At 63.5% G+C, this 18,066-nt stretch carries 15 protein-coding genes and 1 pseudogene; 11 read left to right on the top strand and 5 right to left on the bottom strand.

Annotated features, from left to right (window positions below; all coding sequences use genetic code 11):
- Window positions 1-362 precede the first annotated feature (362 nt).
- Window positions 363-1,100 carry a competence/damage-inducible protein A gene (locus C437_RS14215; RefSeq protein ID WP_004517673.1) on the top strand — a complete coding sequence of 246 codons (738 nt, stop codon included), beginning with the start codon at window positions 363-365 and terminating at the stop codon, window positions 1,098-1,100.
- Here the strand turns inward: C437_RS14215 and C437_RS14210 are convergent.
- Window positions 1,097-1,240, bottom strand: a pseudogene (locus C437_RS14210) (type II toxin-antitoxin system VapC family toxin); the annotation flags it as partial. The gene C437_RS14215 and the pseudogene C437_RS14210 sit on opposite strands and share 4 nt — an antisense overlap.
- Window positions 1,241-2,051: 811 nt before the next feature.
- On the opposite strand from C437_RS14210, the gene hemB reads away from it, so the two are divergent.
- From hemB to C437_RS14185, 5 genes are all read left to right on the top strand, one after another.
- Window positions 2,052-3,032: a porphobilinogen synthase gene (hemB, locus tag C437_RS14205; protein WP_004517671.1), complete on the top strand. Its 981-nt coding sequence runs from the start codon at window positions 2,052-2,054 to the stop codon at window positions 3,030-3,032.
- Window positions 3,033-3,128: 96 nt separating this feature from the next.
- Window positions 3,129-3,824 carry a DUF4129 domain-containing protein gene (locus C437_RS14200; RefSeq protein WP_049919817.1) on the top strand — a complete coding sequence of 232 codons (696 nt, stop codon included), beginning with the start codon at window positions 3,129-3,131 and terminating at the stop codon, window positions 3,822-3,824.
- The gene (locus C437_RS14195) at window positions 3,821-4,348 is read left to right on the top strand and encodes a DUF7269 family protein (protein WP_004517669.1); all 528 of its coding nucleotides are present in this window, start codon (window positions 3,821-3,823) and stop codon (window positions 4,346-4,348) included. Before C437_RS14200 ends, C437_RS14195 begins: the two co-directional genes overlap by 4 nt.
- Entirely contained in the window at window positions 4,345-5,601 is a 1,257-nt protein-coding gene (locus tag C437_RS14190) for a DUF58 domain-containing protein (RefSeq protein WP_004517668.1), read from the top strand. The genes C437_RS14195 and C437_RS14190 overlap by 4 nt, the downstream gene beginning before the upstream one ends.
- Window positions 5,598-6,080, top strand: coding sequence for a DUF7519 family protein (locus C437_RS14185; protein ID WP_004517667.1), 483 nt, complete (start codon window positions 5,598-5,600; stop codon window positions 6,078-6,080). The genes C437_RS14190 and C437_RS14185 overlap by 4 nt, the downstream gene beginning before the upstream one ends.
- A gap of 70 nt (window positions 6,081-6,150) precedes the next feature.
- Here the strand turns inward: C437_RS14185 and C437_RS14180 are convergent, their stop codons facing one another.
- Both C437_RS14180 and C437_RS14175 read right to left on the bottom strand, forming a co-directional pair.
- Window positions 6,151-7,500, bottom strand: coding sequence for a PAS domain-containing sensor histidine kinase (locus C437_RS14180; protein WP_004517666.1), 1,350 nt, complete (start codon window positions 7,498-7,500; stop codon window positions 6,151-6,153).
- Complete coding sequence (locus tag C437_RS14175) at window positions 7,500-9,110, bottom strand: methyl-accepting chemotaxis protein (RefSeq protein ID WP_004517665.1); 1,611 nt, start codon at window positions 9,108-9,110, stop codon at window positions 7,500-7,502. Before C437_RS14175 ends, C437_RS14180 begins: the two co-directional genes overlap by 1 nt.
- A 464-nt stretch (window positions 9,111-9,574) precedes the next feature.
- On the opposite strand from C437_RS14175, the gene C437_RS14170 reads away from it, so the two are divergent.
- The 5 genes from C437_RS14170 (at window position 9,575) to C437_RS14150 (ending at window position 14,102) form a co-directional block, all read left to right on the top strand.
- On the top strand, window positions 9,575-10,903 hold the full coding sequence (locus C437_RS14170; protein ID WP_004517664.1) for an ammonium transporter: 1,329 nt from the start codon (window positions 9,575-9,577) through the stop codon (window positions 10,901-10,903).
- A complete protein-coding gene (locus C437_RS14165) occupies window positions 10,896-11,261 on the top strand; it encodes a P-II family nitrogen regulator (RefSeq protein ID WP_004517663.1) in 366 nt (121 codons plus the stop codon). The genes C437_RS14170 and C437_RS14165 overlap by 8 nt, the downstream gene beginning before the upstream one ends.
- 9 nt (window positions 11,262-11,270) lie before the next feature.
- Window positions 11,271-11,729, top strand: coding sequence for an HTH-type transcriptional regulator Lrp (gene lrp / locus C437_RS14160; RefSeq protein ID WP_004517662.1), 459 nt, complete (start codon window positions 11,271-11,273; stop codon window positions 11,727-11,729).
- Between the two features lie 201 nt (window positions 11,730-11,930).
- Window positions 11,931-12,575 (top strand): chemotaxis protein CheC, encoded by a 645-nt coding sequence (locus C437_RS14155; RefSeq protein ID WP_004517661.1) that lies wholly within the window; start codon window positions 11,931-11,933, stop codon window positions 12,573-12,575.
- Window positions 12,576-12,746: 171 nt separating this feature from the next.
- A complete protein-coding gene (locus tag C437_RS14150) occupies window positions 12,747-14,102 on the top strand; it encodes a substrate-binding protein (RefSeq protein WP_004517660.1) in 1,356 nt (451 codons plus the stop codon).
- Between the two features lie 259 nt (window positions 14,103-14,361).
- On the opposite strand, the gene C437_RS14145 is transcribed toward C437_RS14150, so the two are convergent.
- Both C437_RS14145 and C437_RS14140 read right to left on the bottom strand, forming a co-directional pair.
- Window positions 14,362-16,128 carry a nitrite/sulfite reductase gene (locus tag C437_RS14145; RefSeq protein ID WP_004517659.1) on the bottom strand — a complete coding sequence of 589 codons (1,767 nt, stop codon included), beginning with the start codon at window positions 16,126-16,128 and terminating at the stop codon, window positions 14,362-14,364.
- Between the two features lie 425 nt (window positions 16,129-16,553).
- Complete coding sequence (locus C437_RS14140) at window positions 16,554-17,876, bottom strand: MFS transporter (protein WP_004517658.1); 1,323 nt, start codon at window positions 17,874-17,876, stop codon at window positions 16,554-16,556.
- Window positions 17,877-18,066 lie beyond the last annotated feature (190 nt).

Raw genomic sequence — 18,066 nt, 5'->3', positions numbered from 1 at the left:
GCGACGCGCCCGATATCGAGCCGACGCGGTGTGCTGCCAGCAGCGTCAGTCTGTCAGCGTTTCAGCGGATGTTGTGGACGCTTCGTCGACCGGGTCAGCGCTGTCGCGGTCCGTGCTCGGCATACGACTTCTTTTCGGGTACACCCGTTTGACACAATCAACACAATTGGTGACAAGTACCATGATTTTGAATTGCCGGACCCAGTATATGTATGTTACCGAAATATGGCTAGGCTAGATATAATGTCATTATACACCATTCATATGCGTTCGGTCCGCAGCAGGCTCACGACATCGGAGCTCGTGTCCACGTACGCGTTCCAGCCAAACTCTTAACGCCGCCAGACACTCACAGCGAGATGATGGAGGTCGCACTGCTCACTGTCGGTGACGAACTGCTGGCTGGCGACACGGAGAACACGAATGCGTCGTGGCTGGGCCGCCAGCTCACGGCCGCCGGCGCGAGCGTGACTCGCGTCCTGACCGTGCCTGATGACGAGGCGGTCATCGCCGACGCCGTGGCGCGGTTCCACGACGCCTTCGACGCGGTCATCGTCACCGGCGGCATCGGCGGGACGCCCGACGATATCACGAAGGCTGCTGTGGCGCGGGCGTTCGGCCGCGACCTCGTCGTTCCCGAGGACGTTCGGGCACACCTCGAAGCGAAGGCCGAGCGGTTCGCTGATGACAACCCCGAGATGGTGGACCGCTACGATATGGACCTCGACCTCGATGCGTGGGCGTCGGTCCCCGAGGGCGGGCAGGCGCTGCTGACGGACGAGAGCTTCGCCGCCGGCTGTGTCATCGACCGCGTGTACGTGTTCCCGGGCATCCCCGAGGAACTGCAAGCGATGTACGAGACCGTCGCCGACGAGTTCGACGGCGACCGGACGACGGAGACGATTCACACGCCCGCGCCCGAGGGCGCGCTGGTCGGCCGTGTTACCGAAGCCCGCGAACAGTTCGACGTGGCCGTCGGGAGCTATCCGCGCAAAGACGACGCGCCGGGACGGGTGAAGATTACCGGCGACAATCCGGCGGCCGTCGCCGACGCGGCGGCCTGGCTCCGCGAGCGAATCGAGACGGCCGACGAGTACTAGAGGTCAGTGGGGTCCAGCCGCGAGACGAGGCCGTCGAAGTCGTCGAAAGACAGCACGTAATCAAAGTCGTGGTGTTCCACCAGGGCAATCGTTGTCGCATCGGTGAAACTCAGACAGTGATCCTCGTACCGCTCCCGGACAGCCACACCCTCAAAAAACAGGGCACGGCCGATGAAGAACATATCACGGAATAGCATTGCCCACAAAATATTTGTCAGGTACCAGTAATTTCGCCATATGTACCATCGAATGGTCCTACTTCTCGCTATTGCCTGTAGCCTTGCATTCACAGGATGTTCGACGCTTTCAGACGACCCGGCAACGCCGAAATCAGCCGTAGCCAGTGGTCAAGAAACTCCAACTATTGGCGCACAGATCAATGTCTCTGAAGCAAAAGAACGCGTATTACGCTCGGAAACGAACTATGTGACTGATCGGCTTCAGAGTGCGAGTTGCCTTGATAGCTGGGACGTAGGTTCATTTACTGCGGGTCCAAAGCAGACCGTAGTAAACCAATCGGATCGTGGAATTATTATCCGGGTCAGACGCCCATATGCAATGGCAAAGGGCGAAAAGGAAATTGACGTAGAGCACTATGCCCGCTATCTCGTAACCAAAACGAAGACTGAAAGGCTGTCCGGTGATACTATAGCTCCTTGCTAAATTGTGCCTTCTTCCCCTATTGAGGCTTCAGTCAATGAGGGAAATAGTCCGAGACAAGCCAGTGTATGAATGGGATAGCTGCGCCCGAGTCTGTGTGCAGTGCATGGCCTGACTGACGGTCCATACCAACCAAAATACTCAATTACAGGCTAGTTCTCCGATATATTCGCAAATCGGGCCACGAAGACGGAATGACTAACTGGATATGTGCCGCCGTCGGCGAAAATATTGGCTCTATTTAAGCATACAAGCGGTGGGTTGATGCCGGCCACGGTCTGAAATGGCAGTATGAACCTGACACAGCGCCCGCGCCGCCTGCGGACCGACGGCGTCCGACCGCTGGTGCGCGAAACTGACCTTTCGGCATCTGACCTCATCGCCCCAGTGTTCGTCGACGCGACGACTGACGAACGGGTCCCTATCGAGACGATGCCGGGCCACGAACGGGTCCCTATCGATGACGCGGTCGAGCGTGTCGAGGAGGTCCGCGAGACCGGCGTCGAAGCCGTCATGCTGTTCGGCGTCCCGGAGTCGAAAGACGAGCGCGGCAGCCGCGCTTGGGCCGAGGACGGCGTCGTACAGGAGGCGACCCGCCAGATTACAAGCGAGACGGACGCCTACGTCATCACGGACGTCTGTCTCTGTGAGTACACCGACCACGGCCACTGCGGCGTCCTCGAAGACGCCGCCGCCGAGGACCCGCGGCTGACGGTGCGCAACGACGAGACGCTGGACCTGCTGGGGAAAATCGCTGCGAGCCACGCCGCGGCCGGGGCCGACATGGTCGCGCCGTCGGGGATGATCGACGGCATGGTCGGCGCGATTCGAGCGGCGCTGGACGCCCAGGGCGACACCGACGTACCAATCATGAGCTACGCCGCGAAGTACGAGTCGGCCTTCTACGGCCCGTTCCGGGACGCCGCCGACGGCGCGCCGGCCTTCGGCGACCGGCGACACTACCAGATGGACCCCGCGAACGCACGCGAGGCCCGCCGCGAGGTCGACCTCGACGTCGAGCAGGGCGCTGACGTGCTGATGATCAAGCCCGCGCTGCCGTATCTGGACATCGTCAAGGAAGTCCGCGAGTCCTACGACCATCCCGTTGCCGCCTACAATGTCTCCGGCGAGTACGCGATGCTCCACGCCGCCGCCGAGAAGGGGTGGCTCGACCTCGAAGCGGTCGCCTACGAGTCGCTGCTGTCTATCAAGCGGGCCGGCGCGGACCTGATTCTGACCTACTTCGCCGAGGACCTCGCTGACGAACTCTAACTCGGTGGCTTTCGGGCTGTTCGACCACACCCGTGGGAAACCCACGACAAGTCACAGGTCCCCAACCTATTCATGCGACAGGAGCGGAGTGGCTGTATGCAGCGACAGTCCCTCCTCGTGGCGGTTGTCGCCGCGATTGCGCTGCTGTCGTTCAGCGTCGGGGCCGCGAGCCTCGATGCTGCCACCGGGTCCGAGCAGGCAGAGATGACCAGGGACGACAGCGAGATCGACAACCCCGACGGACAGGGCCTCACCGATCCGCCCGGTAGCATCGACCCGCCGGAAAGTGACGGCGGTGCCCGCGCGCTGCTGCCGAGCGTCCCCGCCCCGGCAGTCGGTGCGCTCGCCGTCGGCCTCGCAGTGGGTCTGGTCGTCCTCTGGCGACTGGCCGGTCAGAGCCGGACAATCGATGAGGCGGGCGGCGAGACGCCAGCCGTCACAGCGACGGGTTCCGAGAGACGCCTGTCCCATAGTGCTAGCGAGATCGAGATTCCGCTCACAAACGACGTGTACCGTGCGTGGGCCGCCCTCGAAAACGCGGTCGCCCCGGAACGCAGTTCCTCGACGCCACAGGACATCGAGGCGGACGCGGCGGCTGCCGGTGCCGACCCCGACGCCGTCGCCTCGCTACGGTCGGTGTTCGAGCGGGTCCGCTACGGCCGAGACCAGCCGGATGCGGATCTGGAATCGCAGGCCCGCGAGGCGCTGGAACGGGCGACTGACGACACGGATGCCGTCACGGCGAGTCCCGACGACATCGGTGACGAGTCCGAAACGGAGGCCGAGCCGTGACGCTGCGTCGGGTCCCGCTGGCGCTCGGCCTCGTCGCGACAGCCATCGGCATCGGTCTCACCGCTCTCGGCGCGCCGCTGTTGCCCGCTGGCGCTGTCTCGGACCTCCCGATACTCGCCGCGGCTGTCTTCGCCGGCGGTGTCGCGCTGCTTGCGCTCCTCGTTCGCTCCCTCGACAGCGAACGCGGGATGGCGCTGCCGGACACTGACAGCCAGTACGTCACGGTCCCGGGCGACGATATCGACGAAGCGCTTGCTGCCGGGGCTGGACAGGAGGCGATCCGGAAACGTGTCGAGGGGGTCGCAGTCACCGTGCTCCAGCGGGACGGCTTCTCGCCCGATGATGCGATGGACGCACTTCGCTCCGGTGCGTGGACGGACAGGAAGCCAGCGCAGGAATTGTTCGACGGGACGCCGATATCGCTTCGGGCGCGGCTGTCCGGGTGGCTCTCGGGCGTCCACCCGTTCCAGCGGCGCGTCGCCCACGCGACAGCTGAACTCCGACGGCGCGACGAGGAGCGATGAGCGAGACCCACCGCACCGGCCGCTGGTTCGGGCTGGCCGGGGCCGCGCTGGTCGCCGTCGGTGTCGGGCTGGTTGGGCAGGTCCCCGCACTCGTGTTGCTTGGCGGGCTCGGCGTCACACTGAGTGCGTACGACCGGGTCTCTGTCCCGCCGGCGGCGAACGTGTCGATACAGCGCTCGATTACACCGACAGAGCCGGCGCTGGGAGAGCGAGTGACGGTCGCGCTGACTGTCCGAAACGACGGGTCACGGACGATTCCGGACCTCCGGCTGGCCGACGGCGTCCCCAACTCCGTTCGGGTAGTCGACGGGTCGGCGTCGCTCGGGACAGCGCTTCGGCCCGGCGCGTCGACGACGATCACCTACGAGATTACCGGCGGGACCGACCGCTGCGTGTTCGACCCGGCGACAGTGATCGTCAGGGACGTGGTCGGCGTCGTCGCCCGACGGACATCTGTCACGGCCGAACCAGACACCGTTACCTGGGAGCAGCCGACCAGTTCGGCGCTGCTGCCGCTGGTCCCCGCAGTGGCCCGCCGGCCCGGGACAGTGCCTGTGGACGAGGGCGGCGAGGGCCTCTCCTTCTACGCGGTCAGAGAGCACCGCTCGAACGACCCGCTCTCGCGCGTCGACTGGAACCAGTACGCCCGCACCGGTGACCTGCGGACCGTCGAGTTCCGCCGCGAACAGTCGGCGACGGTCGTGGTCGTCGTCGACGCCAGGTCAGCCGCCGCACTGGCCCCGCGACCGGACGCCGAGACAGCAATCGAGCGGTCGACGATGGCCGCCGTCGCCCTCGTCGAGGGGCTCCCGGATGACGGCCACGAGGTCGGCGTCGCGGCGTACTCACCACATGACGCGTGGCTCGCACCGGGTACGAGCGCCGCCCACCAGCAGCAGGCCCGGGACCTGCTCAGGACCGACCGCGCGTTCGCCGCGACATCGGTCACCCGAACGCCGGATACGACGAAGCTCATCGCGCAGTTGCCGACGGCGGCGAACGTCGTCTTCCTCGGCCCGCTGTGTGACGACGACAGCGAGGCGCTGGTCCGCCGACTCGCCGCCAGCGGCCACCCGGTGACGGTCCTGAGTCCCGACCCGACCGCGACGGACACGGCGGGACACCGGCTGGCGCGGCTCGAACGCCGCGAGCGGCTCCGTCGGTTGCGTGCGGCCGGGATATCGGTCCACGATTGGGGCGGGACTGAGCCGCTGGAACAGGTGACCGAACGGGCCTGGCGGGGTGGCCGATGATATCGCGAACCGGAGCCGTCTGTGGCGGTGCGGCGCTGACGGCGGGTGTTGTGACACTGTTCGTCGCCGGTATCAGCGCCGTCTCGACCGCCGCCGCCCTCGTTGGCGTGGTGCTGCTCGCCGGCGGGCAGCTGATTCAGTCCGGGCGGCTGGTCGACCTCGCCAGCGCGTCGCTGTTTCTGGCGCTGCTAGTGGCCGCCCTGCAGGGGGCAACCACGACGACGGTGCTGCTTGCCGGCGGCGCGACGGTGTTGGCCTGGACGTTCGCCCACGCGGCTATCGACATCCACGCGGACCTTGGGACCGCCCCCGGAACGCCCGTTGAACTCACCCATGTTGCGGGAACGACAGGACTGGTCGGCGGGAGCGTCGTCGTGACGACCCTGCTCTTTCAGCTCGACGTGCCACCGCTGTCGCCGCTGGCGCTGGCAAGCGTCGTGCTGGGCGCAATCGCACTCACCGCGGCGCTCAGGCGATAGCGGCCCGGGCTGGGTCGGTCTCGGCCGGCTTGGCGACTGGGACGGGGTGCTTCTAAACACATCACAGCGACTACCGTGTCGGCTCAGCCGCTGATTCCGGAGAATTGACCACCGTAAGCACGTCCTCGGCATCGGCATCAGACAGCGGGAACCGAAGCGAGACGGTCGTCCATCCGTCGGTTCGGTCGTACTCGATGCCGCCGCCGGCTGTCTCTGCGACCCACCGGGCAAGCCAGATACCGAGGCCGCTGCCGTGCTGGAGGTTGGTGATGTCTGCGTCCTCAAACACAACGGCCCGCTCGACAGCGGGAATACCGGGGCCGTCGTCGAGGACACGGACGAGCGCGTCGCCGTTAGCCTGTTCGGCTGTGATTCGGACGGCCGTATCCGGCGGCGTGTGTTCGACTGCGTTCTCGACGAGGTTGTCGATGGCGTCGTAGACGGCCGTCCCACCAGTGACAGGGAGTGTGCTCGGAAGTGCCGTTTCGACCGCTGCGTCGGGGCGGTAGCTGTCGGCGACAGCCCGGGCCAGTGCCGCCACGTCGACCGACTGGTCAGCGTCCCCATCGAATGCAGTTTCGACGCTCCGGGCCTTTTCGCTGACGGCGGCAAGGCGGTCAGCCGCATCGAGGGCCCGGGACGCGGCAAGCGAGACCGACGAGTCGGCTACGTTGGCACGAACGTATTCCGCCGTCCCGAACACGACCGAAAGCTCGTTCCGGAGATTGTGCCGCAGGACGCGGTGGAGAACACGAAGCCGCCGCTTTTGCCGCCGGCTATCCGTCACGTCCGTGTACATTGCGAACCCACAGCGACGGCCGTCGGCCGTGTCGTACGGAACGCCGCGGTAGATGAACTCGCGGCAGCCGTCAGCCGTCTTTCGAGAGACGACGGCGTAGTTGACTTCCCCGGCGGCCGTCCGCTGGTCGTAGTTGACCGCCTCCTCGACGCGGTCGCCAGGGACGATGTAGTCGTTGAGTGGTTCGCCGACGATCTCCTCGCAGTCGTACCCGAAGGTCTCGACGAACGCAGGGTTGACCGTCCGCACAATCGGGACGAAGTTGACGATTTCGAAGCCGACGACCGCATCCTGAATGAGGTCGAACAGGTACTGAAACGGGTCGGCTGCCTCGGCCGTCTGACAGAGCGAGCCGACCACGGACCCGTCGTCTGCGGTCGTAAGTTCGACCGTAACCGAACGAGAGCGGACGCTCTGGCGGAGTGTGACCTGGCAGGTCCGCGTCACCCGGCCCGACGCGTTGCTGACGGCCTGTCTGGCGTCAGTCAGTGTCTCTCTGTCCTCGGCCACGACCAGCGCGTCGACGGGCGTGCCGACAAGTTCGGCGGGTGTTCGGTCGAGCAGTGCAGCGAACTCAGCCGTCGCAAACGTGAACCGACCGGTGTCGTCGATACCGAACATCAGTTGTCTCTGAGTCGGAGGAAAGGTGGACTCGACAGCTGTGATACCGGTTGTTTCGCTCCCACAGTGCCACGCGGCGAGGCGGTGAGCGTCAAGTGCTCGTGGCCGTCAGTCCGTGTCAGCGTGAGTTCCTGATCGGCAGCGCCGGAGTAAAAGGCCCCGAGCGTTTCCGGGACCGCATTGTCGTCGATGACGTTGACCACTGTGTCGTGGGGTTCGAAGACGCCATCGTCGTTCTCGTACCGGGCTTCTCTGGCCGCCTGTTCGCCCATCAGCTGTATTTCTCCCTGAATGTTCCCGACGATAACCAGCGGGGCGTCCCGTCTGGTGGCCGTCGTCTCGTTGGCGGCAGCGAGCGAGGTCCGTTCCAGGTCGAACACGTTGTACCGGGCGTCCCAGTGCCCGAACGGGTCGAGGATGAACAGGGCATCGTCGTCGAGCGCGTCTTCGAGCGAGTGGTCGGTCGCCGCGAACGCAGCGGCCAGCGTCGACCGGTCCAGCGACGGCGGCGGTGTCAGCGAAACCGCCCGGCCGGCAGCAACAGCCGTGGCACACAGTTGTGAAACGACACCGTCGACCTGCGTCCCATCGGCGTACCGGACCACGGCCTGACCGCCCATGACAAGCCCGCCGCCACAGAGGTCGTCGAGGCCGTCGATGCCGGTCGAAACTGTCGGCGCGTCCGCCAGTCGGTTCTGCCGGTCGGCCTCGGCGGCAGCGAGCACGTCGTCGATCTCGTCCAGCATAGCAGTCTGCTCGGCGCGAGCGGCTCGTATCTCGGAAAGGTCGTCTTCGATGGCAGCGGCGCGGTCCGACACCGTTTCACACCGCTGGGCAACCGCTTCGCTCGTCGTCGCCTGCTCGTCGGTCGCCGCCGAGACAGATGCAATGCCGTCGGCCGTTTCCGCAACGGTGTCGGCCACGTCGTCGAGCCGTGCCATCGCCGTGGTGACCTGCTCGGCCCCGGTGTCGATGCCGTCGATGGCCGCATCGAGCTGTTCGACGGTATCCCCTGTGGCGTCTCGAACCGCCGTCAGCGTCGTATCGATTTCTTCAGCCTGCTGCTGGGACTCCTCAGCGAGCGCCTTGATTTCATCTGCAACAACAGCGAACCCGTCCGTATCGGTGGTATCGCCCGCTCGCGCGGCCTCGATTGATGCGTTCAGCGCGAGCATATTTGTCTGGTCGGCGATGCGGTCGATGCCGGCCAGCGCGTCGGCGATACTGTCGACCCGGTCCTGCAGGGCGGCCACCTCGGCAGCGACCGCCTGGCCCAGTTCGCGGACCTCGTCCATCGACTCGATGGCATCGGCCGCGGCCTCTCGACCGTCGTTCGCTGCGTCCGTCGCCCGCTGGCTCTGCTCGCTGACCTCGGTCGCGGTCGCGGCGATCTCCTCGATTGTGGCGGAAAGCGACGAGACATTGTCGGCAATCTGCTGTGCGTCGGTCGCCTGTGCTGTTGCACGGTCATCAATCGCCGCGAGCTGCTCGCCGACAGTCATCGACGCCGCCTGAACGACATCCAGTGCCCCCTGTGCATTCGCGACTGCCCGTTCCTCTGTCACAGCCGATGACTGGTCCGGAACGGAGGGGTAGTGGTCCGAAGCCATAATCAGCTGCGAACCCTCCAATACATGTTCGATTTGTACAGTTTATCGAGACATTGTGCCACGTCTCCCCACTGTTTTCCGGACATTTATACTGGATTCGAATCTGTGGCCGCGAAGTATAACCCTGTTGGCGCTGGCAACACCCGCCAGCCGAGAGCGCGCGCAAGCAAAAACGGCCTATTTGGCCCCCTGCGGGCGGAACTGGGGTCGACAAACGTCCAAAATTCCAGTATACATATACGGACTTTCTTTACGGAGAACAACCTTATATCCATAATATCATACCATAATTTGGACGGTCGTCTACCACATCCCCTCTAATTTCCGTGTTCATAAAGGCAAACCTTATGTAGTGGTGTTACCAGAGCCTTTCTCGTGAAAGAGTTGAAGAAGTTGAGCCAGAATGGGGGAAAGTTGGACATGCAGACGGCAGTCGATAACAAAACGAAACAGGTGAACTAGAAATGAGCTACACTGCACTACAGGTCGACCCGAGCGTACTCGCAGAAGGTGTCAATCTTCTGTGGGTCCTTACAGTATCGTTCCTGATCTTCTTCATGCACGCGGGCTTCGCCATGCTTGAGGCGGGCCAGGTGCGCTCGAAGAACGTCGCGAACCAGTTGACGAAGAACCTCCTGACCTGGTCGGTCGGCGTAACGGTGTTCTTCCTGATCGGCTCAGGGATCAGTGCCCTAGTCGGCGGCAGCGGGTTCTCGCCGGCCTTCGGCGCCGGGGCCGCAAACGACTACGTCGGCTGGTTATTCGGTGCCGTCTTCGCGATGACGGCAGCGACCATCGTTTCCGGTGCTGTCGCCGGACGAGCCAAGCTCCGCGCGTACATCACGTACACCTTCCTGCTGGCGGCGGTCATCTACCCCGTCGTCACCGGAATCACGTGGGCCGGCGCGTACATTAGCTTCGGCGGCGAGGCCTTCCACGACTTCGCTGGCGGAATGATCGTACACGGCATGGGCGGCATCGCGGGCCTCACGGCGGCGTACGTTCTCGGTCCACGCATGGGCCGGTACAACGAGGACGGCTCCGCAAACGTCATCCCGGGCCACTCGCTGACCTTCGCCGTGCTGGGAACGCTCATCCTCGCGTTCGGCTGGTACGGCTTCAACGTCGGGACGGCGGCGACCGTCTTCGTCGTCGAGGACGGATCGCTGGCTCTCGGAGCATTCGCAACGGTCGGCCGTGTCGCGATGACCACGACCATTGCGATGGCCTGTGGTGCGATGGGTGCCGGACTGGTCGCGTGGCTGAAGACCGGCAAGGTTGACACCCTGTACGTGGCGAACGGACTGCTCGCCGGGCTGGTCGGCATCACGGCGATTCCCGACACCACGACGTGGTGGGGCGCAATCGTCGTTGGCGGCCTCGCAGGCGGACAGCTACCGGTCGTCTTCAGCTTCATCGAGAACCGGATGAAAATCGACGACGTCTGTGCCGTCTTCCCGGTCCACGGAAGCGCCGGCGTGCTCGGCACGCTGCTGTTCCCGTTCGTCGCCACGTCCGGCACGGTCGGGTCAGTCGTCAACGCCTTCATCGCACAGCTGATCGGCGTCGTGGCCATCGCGGGCTGGACGATTGTCGCAACCGGGGTTGTCTGGTACGCCCTCAAGGCAGCCGGGCAGGCCCGAGTCACGCCCGAACACGAGCAGGAGGGGCTGGACGTCAGCGAGCACGGCGTCGAGACCTACCCCGAGTTCGGTGGCGGCGAGAGTGTTGTCGCCGATGGTGGTAAAGTGAGCCCGAGCATGCGTACTGACGGAGGTTCCAAAGATGACTGACGAAACCGACGACTCCGAAATCAAGATGGTAGTCGCAATGGTTCGACCGGACAAACTCGGCGACGTGAAGAAGGCGCTCGCGGAGGTCGGCGCGCCCTCGCTGACAGTGACGAACGTCTCCGGCCGCGGCTCACAGCCCGCGAAGAAAGGGCAGTGGCGCGGCGAGGAGTACGTCGTCGACCTGCACCAGAAGGTCAAAGTCGAGACAGTGGTCGCAGACATCCCCGCAGAGGATGTCGTCGACGCTATTGCCGACGGTGCCCACACCGGTGAGAAAGGTGACGGCAAGATATTCGTCCTCCCTGTGGACAACGCCTACCAGGTCCGAACCGGTAAAGAAGGCCCAGAGGCAGTCTGAGCGGACGAAATGGTCGATGATACCGACAGACAGGTAGTGAACGCACTGCTCCAGGACGGCCGGGCGAGCGCCCGTGACGTCGCCGCCGCGACCGGCATCGCGGCGACCACGGTGTCGCGCCGGATGGACGACCTGGAGTCGACCGGTGTGATCGACGAATACACCGTCGACATCGACTACGGGGCGCTGGGCTACGACGTGACCGCTGTGTTCCAGCTCTCCGTCGAGGGCGACGGGCTCGGACGGGTGGTGGAGCAGCTACGTGACCGACGCGAGATGGTTGCGGTTTACGAAGTGACCGGCGACCACGACATCGTGGCCGTCGGGAAGTTCACCGATACGCAGTCGATGAACGAGCGGATAAAGACGCTGCTGACCGACGAGGATATCCGCTCTGCTTCGACATCAGTCGTACTGAACACGGTGTGTGAGCACGAGCAGTTCCCGGTCGACGGAACGGACGCCTGACGACGCCTGCACTGTGTTTTTGTTGTTGGGCCGACTCGGTGAGACGCGGCGACAGTGCGGTGGGACGCGTCTGTAGTGACTCCGTGACGAGGGAGGCCGAATTCAATACTGCGGAACCGAGATAAATAGCGACAAATCCGGGCCGCTGGTGAGTGTGGCTCCCAGCGGTGGCGTTAAGCCGCTTGCGACGTTCCGGTAGATATGGGCTTGAAAGTCGACGTGCGGAAGCTGGACCTTTTCAATCAGATGGCAAAGGAGGGGTCCGGGACGGTCGCGGAGAACCTCGGTCAGTTGACCGGACTCGACGCGACAGTTCGGACCTCACAGATCAATTTTCTCGACATTGCAGACGTCAAAACACACATCGGCGACGACAAGGGCGTCGGCATCTACGTCGAACTGAACGAACCGCCCTACGGCTACGTCCTGTTTCTGCTCGAACCGGCCGACAGCAAGCAGATGGCCAGCGCAATGATGGGTGGAATGGGTGAGCCAAGCGAGGGCGAGGGGTTCTCCGACATGGAACGGTCGGCGATGCAGGAAATCGGCAACATCATGACCTCCGCGTTCATCGACGGGTGGGCCAACGTGCTGGAGACGACCATCGACATGGGGACGCCGAACTTCGTGTTCGGGCCGGCCGACGGCATCATCGACGAAATGGGTGGCTGGCCGGACTCAGATCTGGTGTTCGTCGTCGACTCGCGTATCACTGTTGACGACGGCGACCTCGGGATGACCGTGTACACGTTCCCCGAACTGGAAGACCTCGTCGCGTTGATTCAGGATATCGACCTCGACACCGACGTAGCGGTAGACACCGAAGCCAGCGACATTCTTGACTGATATCGGCACGCTGTTTCTGCGATCTCGTTTCATCGCGCCTCCGTCGTTACTGTAACCGCCGGGAATACGACCAGCAGCCGTCACTACCTGAGGCCAGCACTGTCTGTACTACTTGATCACCCTTTTCTACTGAAATAAGTATTATATATATTTATTATCAAAACAACTGGTATGCGATTGGAAAAAGGGGGCGCAGCGGTTGACAGGCGGTCGCTACTACAGATTGCCGGTGGGGTCGGGACAGCGGGACTCGCCGGGCTGGCGGGGTACCAGGGCGGGGGATCGAGAGCCGAAAACACACCAGAGCATCCACCGCTCGGGAACTATCCTGTCGACGGCGACGCGGTCACGTTCGGCTTCAACGTCCCACAGTCCGGGACCTATGCCGCCGAAGGGCGCGACGAACTCCGGGGGTATGAGCTCGCGGTCACGCACCTCAACGAGGGCGGCGGCTGGGTCGGCCAGCGCTCCTTCGACGTACTCAGCGGCGACGGCGTGCTCGGAAAGACCGTCGAGTACGTCACTGGGGACACGGAGACGAAACCGGATGTCGCGACGGCCAACGCCGAGGAGATGGTCAAGCAAGACGATGTCGTCATGTTCTCCGGCGGCTCGTCCAGTTCCGTCGCCATCGCTCAGCAGGAGGTCGCACAGGCCCAGAAAGTCCCGTATATGTGCTGTCTGACTCACTCGAACGACACGACAGGGAGAGACTGTGTCCGCTACAGCTTCCGGGAGATGTTCAACGCGTACATGACCGCACAGGCGCTGATGCCGGTCCTCAAGGAACGGTTCGGCCGAAATGCCCAGTACGTCCAGATCTACGCGGACTACAACTGGGGCAAGACGATGGAGTCGTCGATTCGCGATTTCTTCACGTCGAGTGGCTGGGTCGAACTCACGAGCATCCCGACGCGTCTCGGGACGACAGACTACGAGGAACCGCTCAAGCAGGCCCGGGACGCCGGTGCGGAGGTCGTCTTCCTCGACCACTACGGACTCGACGCCGCGAACTCGCTGACAACGGCTCAGGAAATCCTCCCGGACGAGGTGGGGATTGTGGTGCCGCTGTACAACCGCATCGTGGCACAGAACGCCTCGAAGGCACTCGACGGCGTCGTCGGGACAGTGGCGTGGGACACCAGCATCTCCTCGGATCTCTCCGACGAGTTCAAGAACGCCTTCACCGCCGAATACGGGAACGCACAGCGCCCCTCCGGCGTGGCCCATCTGGCGTACGCACAGACGCTCCAGTTCGCCGCGGCCGCAGAACGGGCCGGTACCTTCTACCCGCCAGCGGTTATCCGAGAACTGGAAGACCACGAGTACTCGGTCGGGCTGGGCAGCCAGACGATGCGGAGCTGTGATCATCAGGCCCAGCGTGGCGTGCCAGTGGTCGAAGGGCTCTCTGAGTCCGAGCAGTCGCTCGGTCGGTTCTATGACCTCCTCAGTGTCACGAAGGCGGTCGGATACGACTGCGACAGTGGCCCGGCCGCCGAGTGCGAGCTCGGAGGCTACGGGGACTAAAGCCGGAGTGTGGCGTTACTGCGCAGCGGAACGGACAGCAAACAGAGAACCAAACGGGGATATGGACACGAGCTGTCCCCGTCTGTCAGAGGCGGACGGACACGCCCTGAGACGGGCGAGTCACGTCGCTGGGACCGGCTTTCGGAGCCGGGGCCGCGTTACTCCAGTAGCTCCGGTGCCGCGTCGTATGCCACCCCCTTGATTACAGGTTCCGACGGGTCGGCCGCGTCATCCTTGTCGGTCGAACTGTCCGCCATGGTCAGTCGTCCGCGGAAATCGGCTGGCCTTCGGCGTCGGTCGGGGCCGGGCTGTCGCCGTCGTCGAAGGGATACCACGATTGTTTGCCGTCGGCCAGACACGGGTCGGTGTATCCTTCGACCTCGTGGGGCTCGGCCAGTTCCACGATGGTCTCGTGGCCGGTGGCGTCGACCCACTCGCGGAACGTCTGGCCCTCAGAGCGGAGCGCGGCGTAGGCCTCGACGATGTTCTTTATCATGCCTGGTGCTTCGTCGGCGGGCACGCGCTGGCGGACCCACTCGATGAACGTCGGCTCCGCGCCGATGCCGCCGCCGACGCCCACGTCGACGGCCTCGACCATCTGGCCGTCCTTGCGGGCGCGCATCCCCTGCAGGCCGATGTCGGCCGTCATCGCCTGGCCGCAGTCGGCCGTACAGCCCGAGAAGTGCATCTTGATACGGTCCACGTCGTCGGGCACGTCGACGTTGTCACCGAGCCAGCGGAGCAGGCGAGCCATCCGCGCTTTCGTCTCGGTCAGCGCCAGCGAGCAGAACTCCGTGCCGGTACAGGCCATCGCGCCCTGAACGAACGGATTGGGCTCAGGCGAGTGCTTCTCCAGCAGCGGCTCGTTGAGCAAGTTCGAGAGCCTGTCGTCGGGCACGTCCATGATGAGCGGGTTCTGCCGGCGGGTGAGTCGTACCTCGCCGGAGCCGTAGGCGTCGGCGAGGTCAGCCAGTTCGATGGTGTCCTCAGCGGAAAGTCGGCCCACCGGTACCGAGAGACCGACATAGTTCCTGCCGTCGTTCTGGTCGTAGACACCAACGTGATCGTGGGCACCGTACTCGGTCGCCGTACCGGCGTTGTACGTGTACTCCCCGCGGAAGTCGGTCCCGGCGGTTTCGAACTCGAAATCCAGCCGTTCGTCGAGTTCCGCGCGGATGGCGTCGGTGCCGTGCTCGTCGACGAAAAAGCGTGCACGGTTCTTCGAGCGGTTCTGACGGTTACCCGCCTCGTGGTAGTATTCGACGAACGCCCGGACGGTCTTGACGGCGTGTTCGGGCCGGATGAACAGGTCGAGTGGACGGGCTTCGCGCGGTTCGCGGCCGCCGAGGCCGCCACCGACACGGACGTTGAATCCCTCGACTTCTTCGCCGTCAATGAACTTGTGGGCCGGCTCCAGCCCGATGTCGTTGATGCTGTCCTGAGCACACCCTTGCTTGCAGCCCGTCACCGAGATGTTGAACTTCCGGGGCATGTTGGAGAGGTCGTTATCATCGCGGATGGTCTCCTGAATCTCGTCGAGGATCGGGCGGGACTCGACGTACTCCGCTGCCTTGCCGGCGACCGGACAGCCCGAGATGTTCCGCATCGTATCTCCGCCAGCCGACCGCGAGGAGACGCCGACGGCTTCGAGCTTCTCCCAGATGTCCGGGATGTCCTCTAGCTTGAGCCAGTGCAGCTGGATGGACTGGCGCGTCGTGAAGTCGATCCAGCCGTTGCCGAATTCGGGGTTCTCGGCCGGTCCCGTGGCGTAGTCGCGAGCGACCTCGCCGATGGCCCGGAGCTGGTCGGGCTCCAAGACGCCACCGCAGTTGGTCAGTCGCATCATGAAATACGACTCCTGCCCGCTGCGGTGATGGAACACGCCCCAGAACTTGAACCGCGAGAACCACTTCTCGCGTTCGTCCTCGGGAATCGACTCCCAGCCCTGTTCCGCGAACTCCGCTAATTTCTCCCGCACCTCGTCGCCGTACAGCTCCGCCTTGTACTCCTCTTTTTTATGTGCCATCGTCGTGAACCCCCAATCTTAATGGATGTAGCTTTTTATCTCTCATATTTACCTGAATGTCCGCTAATTCACGTCTAATTACTGAGCTTGATTCCTTATAACCCTATTCGTTAAAGAAATAAAGAGTGGGGATGGGTTAGAAAACGGCCGTCCAGAATTATACCGTCTGAGAGGTGTTTAAGGAAGTTATACACCACACCGGCGGAGCGGTCGAAACCGCAGTACGGCAGTCGGATTGCCGGTCGAGTGCTGGAACGGTACGTCGGCACGCTTCGGGAGGGTGGTTCGCCCACGGGGTCCGTGACCCCGTAGAACTGAGGTGTCAGTTGCGCGCGAACCGAAGAACGACGGCGCGACAGCCGTTCCACAGGTCGAGTCTGAACGTCTGCACAAAAGAGAGAAGCGTCGTTCGAGGCCGATAGGCGTCAGTCGTCGCCAGAGGCCACGCTGGTGCCTTCCTGCGTGCTCCCGGTGAACCCGGCCGTGTTGGCGACTTTTGCGATCTCCGGCCGGAACACCCACGCCGACAGCGCAACGATGGGGAGCATAGTGAGAGCGGTCACGGAGTACCCGATGTGGAGATTCGACAGCCACGGGGCGGAGTAAAACAGCGGGTAGACGATACCACCGACAGTGCCGACACCGCCGACGACGCCCGCGACCGAGCCGGAGTCGTTGGGGAACATCGCGGGCACCTGCGCGAAGATAGCGCCTTCAGCCCAAGCACACCCCGTGCCCACGAGGAAGCCGATGACGACCGCGTTCAGCAGGACTCCGGAGAGGCCGGCCAGCGTCATGGCGAACATCATCACCACGATGAAACAGAGCCCGAGGAACGTCCACTGTCCGCGGTACTGGCCCTCGAAGAACGGCAGGATGTTCTTCTCCTTGCGAGCCAGCAGGTCGCTGCCGTAGCCACCGAACGGCCGGAGCAGCCCCGCCGCAATCGAGAACGTCGCCGCGAAGGTGCTCGCAATGACGAGGTTGTCCTGGTTGAACGCTTCGCGGTAGTAGGTGGCGAGCCACCCGTTCATCGACAGTTCGAGACCGAACGACATGATGTACGCGGCGGCGAGGACGACAGTCCCGTACCGCGTGGCCGTGTGCAGCCAGCCTCTGAAGCTGGTGTTCTCTTTGGTCGCCTGACGTTTCTCCTCGCTCTTTGCGGCCTCACCGAGCGTGTAGTAGGCGATTGCGAGGAGGATAGAGACAATGCCGGTGTAAAAGAACGCGGCTCGCCAGTTCGTCGAGAACAGCGGCCCGTTCCAACCGGTGCCGAACACGCGGGGGAGAATGAGCGCGCCCCCGGCGGCACCGGCGTTCCCGACGCCGGCGTAGATGCCCTCCGCAAGGCCGAGGTTCTCCTCTTCGAACCACTCGGCGACGTGCTGGATACCGATGACGAACGTGATGCCGGCCGTCGCCACGATGAGGCGCAACACGAAGAACACGGAGTAGTTCTGTGCGAAGGCGCTCCCTATCGAGAACACGCCGACGTAGGCCAACACGATGGCGAAGATGGCCGGCGCACCGAACTTATCTGAGAGCCACCCAGTGAGCATCCGGCCAAACGGAGCCATCCAGATGGCCGAACTCGCCAGGATACCGATTTCAGCGGTTGACAGCCCGAACTCTTCGGCCATCGGGCCGGTAAACGGCGCGAAGGAAAACCAGATGAGAAACGAGAAATTGAAGCCGATGGTCGCCAGCAGCAGCGTCCGGTATTTCGTCATCTTGATCAGACCCATGGCAACACCTCAGTTACGGAATGAGGCTTATTCACGGTTATTAACGAATTTTTGTCCACCAATCCGATTATATTTTGGATGTGTGACCACATCAGTACATGAAATGCGAAGGTACTACCATTTAATAACAATATCCCTTTACATAACGGGTATTATAGTCCGGCTGAGTGGATGGTAAGCAAATATATCA

The sequence above is a fragment of the Haloarcula vallismortis ATCC 29715 genome (assembly GCF_000337775.1).
Lineage (GTDB): Archaea > Halobacteriota > Halobacteria > Halobacteriales > Haloarculaceae > Haloarcula > Haloarcula vallismortis.
Note: the sequence above shows the minus strand (reverse complement) of the source record. Positions and strands in the feature narration are given on the sequence as shown.

What these genes read in the sequence shown, in the direction of transcription:
- C437_RS14165 (WP_004517663.1), top strand. Translation starts at nt 10,896, where the DNA reads ATGACTGACGAAACCGACGACTCCGAAATCAAGATGGTAGTCGCAATG.
- C437_RS14200 (WP_049919817.1), top strand. Translation starts at nt 3,129, where the DNA reads ATGCAGCGACAGTCCCTCCTCGTGGCGGTTGTCGCCGCGATTGCGCTG.
- C437_RS14190 (WP_004517668.1), top strand. Translation starts at nt 4,345, where the DNA reads ATGAGCGAGACCCACCGCACCGGCCGCTGGTTCGGGCTGGCCGGGGCC.
- C437_RS14140 (WP_004517658.1), bottom strand. Translation starts at nt 17,876, where the DNA reads ATGGGTCTGATCAAGATGACGAAATACCGGACGCTGCTGCTGGCGACC.
- lrp (WP_004517662.1), top strand. Translation starts at nt 11,271, where the DNA reads ATGGTCGATGATACCGACAGACAGGTAGTGAACGCACTGCTCCAGGAC.
- C437_RS14175 (WP_004517665.1), bottom strand. Translation starts at nt 9,110, where the DNA reads ATGGCTTCGGACCACTACCCCTCCGTTCCGGACCAGTCATCGGCTGTG.
- C437_RS14170 (WP_004517664.1), top strand. Translation starts at nt 9,575, where the DNA reads ATGAGCTACACTGCACTACAGGTCGACCCGAGCGTACTCGCAGAAGGT.
- C437_RS14215 (WP_004517673.1), top strand. Translation starts at nt 363, where the DNA reads ATGGAGGTCGCACTGCTCACTGTCGGTGACGAACTGCTGGCTGGCGAC.
- C437_RS14150 (WP_004517660.1), top strand. Translation starts at nt 12,747, where the DNA reads ATGCGATTGGAAAAAGGGGGCGCAGCGGTTGACAGGCGGTCGCTACTA.
- hemB (WP_004517671.1), top strand. Translation starts at nt 2,052, where the DNA reads ATGAACCTGACACAGCGCCCGCGCCGCCTGCGGACCGACGGCGTCCGA.
- C437_RS14185 (WP_004517667.1), top strand. Translation starts at nt 5,598, where the DNA reads ATGATATCGCGAACCGGAGCCGTCTGTGGCGGTGCGGCGCTGACGGCG.
- C437_RS14155 (WP_004517661.1), top strand. Translation starts at nt 11,931, where the DNA reads ATGGGCTTGAAAGTCGACGTGCGGAAGCTGGACCTTTTCAATCAGATG.
- C437_RS14180 (WP_004517666.1), bottom strand. Translation starts at nt 7,500, where the DNA reads ATGTTCGGTATCGACGACACCGGTCGGTTCACGTTTGCGACGGCTGAG.
- C437_RS14145 (WP_004517659.1), bottom strand. Translation starts at nt 16,128, where the DNA reads ATGGCACATAAAAAAGAGGAGTACAAGGCGGAGCTGTACGGCGACGAG.